This is a genomic window from Trueperella sp., assembly GCF_043424875.1.
In the GTDB taxonomy this organism is placed as follows: Bacteria; Actinomycetota; Actinomycetes; order Actinomycetales; family Actinomycetaceae; genus Trueperella.
Genome location: NZ_JBHWPL010000102.1, coordinates 1 through 2,938, shown reverse-complemented (window position 1 = coordinate 2,938; position 2,938 = coordinate 1). Strand labels below are relative to the sequence as shown.

Annotated in this window: 4 protein-coding genes; 2 read left to right on the top strand and 2 right to left on the bottom strand. The window is 60.7% G+C overall.

Annotation, left to right across the window (positions count from 1 at the left end; translation table 11 throughout):
* A partial coding sequence (locus ACHFFR_RS08520; protein ID WP_394263839.1) for a GIY-YIG nuclease family protein occupies positions 1-897 on the top strand: 897 nt, incomplete at its 5' end.
* A 136-nt stretch (positions 898-1,033) separates the two neighbouring features.
* Here the strand turns inward: ACHFFR_RS08520 and ACHFFR_RS08515 are convergent.
* Together ACHFFR_RS08515 and ACHFFR_RS08510 are read right to left on the bottom strand one after the other, a co-directional pair.
* The gene (locus tag ACHFFR_RS08515; protein WP_394263838.1) at positions 1,034-1,534 is read right to left on the bottom strand and encodes a hypothetical protein; all 501 of its coding nucleotides are present in this window, start codon (positions 1,532-1,534) and stop codon (positions 1,034-1,036) included.
* Positions 1,535-1,663: 129 nt separating this feature from the next.
* The gene (locus tag ACHFFR_RS08510) at positions 1,664-2,587 is read right to left on the bottom strand and encodes a Sir2 family NAD-dependent protein deacetylase (protein ID WP_394263837.1); all 924 of its coding nucleotides are present in this window, start codon (positions 2,585-2,587) and stop codon (positions 1,664-1,666) included.
* Between the two features lie 118 nt (positions 2,588-2,705).
* Between ACHFFR_RS08510 and ACHFFR_RS08505 the strand changes: the two genes are divergently transcribed.
* The coding region (locus ACHFFR_RS08505) for a hypothetical protein (protein WP_394263836.1) at positions 2,706-2,938 on the top strand (233 nt) is incomplete at its 3' end.

Below are 2,938 nucleotides of genomic sequence, written 5' to 3'. Positions count from 1 at the left end.
AGCATGCGCATGGCACGACCAAAAACGGTTCAGTTGTTCTTGATGAACGGCACGGCGAGCGGGCCGAAGAAGGCAACGATCGGCAATTGGACGGGTATTACCTATCTGATTCCGCGCACGGACGTCAGCGACCTGAAGTCGCGCGAGGACCTCAAACAAACCGGCGTCTACCTCCTCTTCGGCACTGATGACAACGACGTGGACAAGGTCTACATCGGCCAGGCCCGTGAGCGGAAGAACGGCGATGGAGTGCTCGGCCGGATCATCGAGCACATTGGCGAGGAGAAGCTCGACTACTGGACACACGCCATCGCCCTCGTCACCTCGAATAATTCCTTCGGACCCACCGAGATCAGTTACCTCGAGAACCAGTTCACTAACATTGCGAAAGACGCCGGTCGGTATCAGGTGACGAACGGCAATGATCCGTCGCCTGGCACGGTCACGGAAGAAAAGCAGGCGGAGCTTGTCGAGTTCATTGACTACGCGCGTCTTATTACCGGCGCGCTCGGCTATCGAGTGTTCGAGCCGGTTGACGATGTCAAGGCTACGGACAAACCTCTCGGGGGAGCCGAGCCGACGTTGCAGCTTACCGGATACGGATTGCTGGCGCGTGGCCGGCGGACGGCGGATGGTTTTGTTGTGCTCGCAGGCTCGTTGCTTCGTCCGATTGACGAGTTTGTGCCGACGGCGCCATCGGCGGCTTATAACGATCGTGAAAAGTATGCCGATCGTATCAATGCGGAGAACCGGTTGACGGCAGACGTCCTTTTCCGTTCGCCCTCGGGAGCGGCGTCATTCGTGTACGGGCGTTCGGCAAATGGTTTTGCCGAGTGGAAGACGTCGGACGGTCGCACTTTGGGTGACCTAGAGCAGCGAGAACAGCAGGCCATCTAGGCTCTACGAGACTCGCCACGGAAGGTTCGACGACAAACGAAATCCTCATTTTCAGCTCGTAGGAATGTCCGCGAGGACGGCAAGGCGATTCGCGATGCCTTCGATGACTTTTCAAGGTAGGTGGAGAACGAGTTCGTCAGCGCGAAGTTGTGGTTCTCCGTCGTTGGATCAGTCCCGCGGCGGGGAACAAAATAAACATCGCCATGAACGAGATGACGACGGCGGCCACCACCGTGTCCGGATCGCCGATCGAGTTGATGGCCACCACATTGACGGCCGCGAAGTTACGCTGCGCCGTGGAGAACGCGTTTTCGAGGCGGAGTTCGCGGCTGGAGAGCAGGTAGCCGATGCCGTAACAGCCGGCGATATAGAGGATGCCGGCGAGGATGAGGCGTTGGCCGAGCATGCCCGTCAGCGTGTTCCAGGCGGAGACGAGGACCGCCACGAGTATGAGAACAAGCGTGAGCTGGCCGAGCGGACCGGCGATCTTGGCAAGAGGCGCGGCGACGCGTGGCCAGTAGTGATGGACGAGAAGACCCACGACGAGCGGCACCAACATCGAGAAAATCAGTGGTTTGGCCACCGCCCAGGCGTCCACGTGAACGCCGGAAATGAGCAGGGGCAAAACGATCGGCATGTAAACGACGGTGGCGGGCTGGTCGTGCTACCAAACGACTACTAGGCGCATCGGCGAAAGCCTGGCGATAGCCAAACGCGGCGGGGCATGGGAGCGATCTCATGCCCCACTTGTGTTGCCCCGGCCGGGCTAAAGGTTCGTCGCTAGCCAGGTCAGCGACTCCGACGTGCCCGCATGCACGATGACGTCCGCGAACTTATCGCCCTTCGTCTCGCCGCGGTTAATAATGACGATCGGCATGTCACGCTTGTGCGCCATTCGCACGAACCTCATCGCCGAACCCACGGCAAGCGAGGAACCGGCGACGAGCAGCGCATCGGCGTCGTCGATAATGTCCGTCGCGAGCTGCAGATCCTCCCGGTCGACGCTACCGCCAAAGAACACGACGTTCGTGCGCAAGATCCCGCCGCAGCGCTCACAATCAGCGACGACGAAATCCTGGGTGTTCTCCACGGTTGCGTCGGCGTCCGGGGCGATCGTGGCCGTATCGAGGTGGCTTGGCACCCAGCCGGGGTTGAGCTCATCGAGGCGGCGGTGGAGCGACTCGCGGGAGGTCACCTGCCCGCAGTTGGTACAGACGATCTGGTCAAACCGGCCGTGCAGATCCACCGTGCGCTGTGATCCGGCGCGCGAATGCAGACGGTCGACGTTCTGCGTAATCACGCCTGTGAGTATGCCAAGATTTTCCATGTGGGCGAGCGCGCGGTGGCCGGCGTTCGGTTCGGCCTCGCGAGGCGCATACCAGCCAAGGTGATTGCGCGCCCAGTAGTGCTTGCGCCAGCGCTCTTCGGCCATGAACTGCTGGATCGTCATTGGGCTGCGCACTTGCGATCCGGGAGAGCGGTAATCGGGAAGCCCCGAATCCGTCGACAAACCAGCGCCTGTGAGAACGGCAATGCGCCTATACTTGAGCGCTTGGAAGGCGGGCTGGAGCGCCGCGTCAAGATCTTCGGGATCAGGACGCGCTGCGCTCGCGGGCGGAACGCCCACACTTTTTATGCGCAAATTGGGCGCATCCGAGCTCGGGAAGTAGTCTTCGATCCGGTGTGCCATGGCCACAGTCTACTATTGGCTTTGCCCACTATCCGATTCTGTGGGGTATGCACGGCAGGCCCTTGACGGCTGTGGACAACGACGACGCCGTGGTGCAGTTTCGGTCTAGGTTGCATGTATGGAACTTCATAGACCACCCAAGACGGCGGTGGCGTTCGGGGCAATGGCGCTGTGCGTTGGGCTTCTGGCCGCGTGCGGGGATAGTGCAGTGCCAGAGCCAAGCCCAACAACCGGCACGTCGCCCGAATCAACCGGGGCCGATCCGGCAAGCGATTACACGATTCCTCCACCGCCGGAAAATGTATACAAGCCTGACGAGCCTGATCTTTCGGTGATTGATTTGGAGAGTGC

Excerpts from the sequence above, each read along its gene's own strand:
- ACHFFR_RS08510 (WP_394263837.1), bottom strand. The coding sequence starts at position 2,587 with ATGGCACACCGGATCGAAGACTACTTCCCGAGCTCGGATGCGCCCAAT.
- ACHFFR_RS08515 (WP_394263838.1), bottom strand. The coding sequence starts at position 1,534 with ATGCCGATCGTTTTGCCCCTGCTCATTTCCGGCGTTCACGTGGACGCC.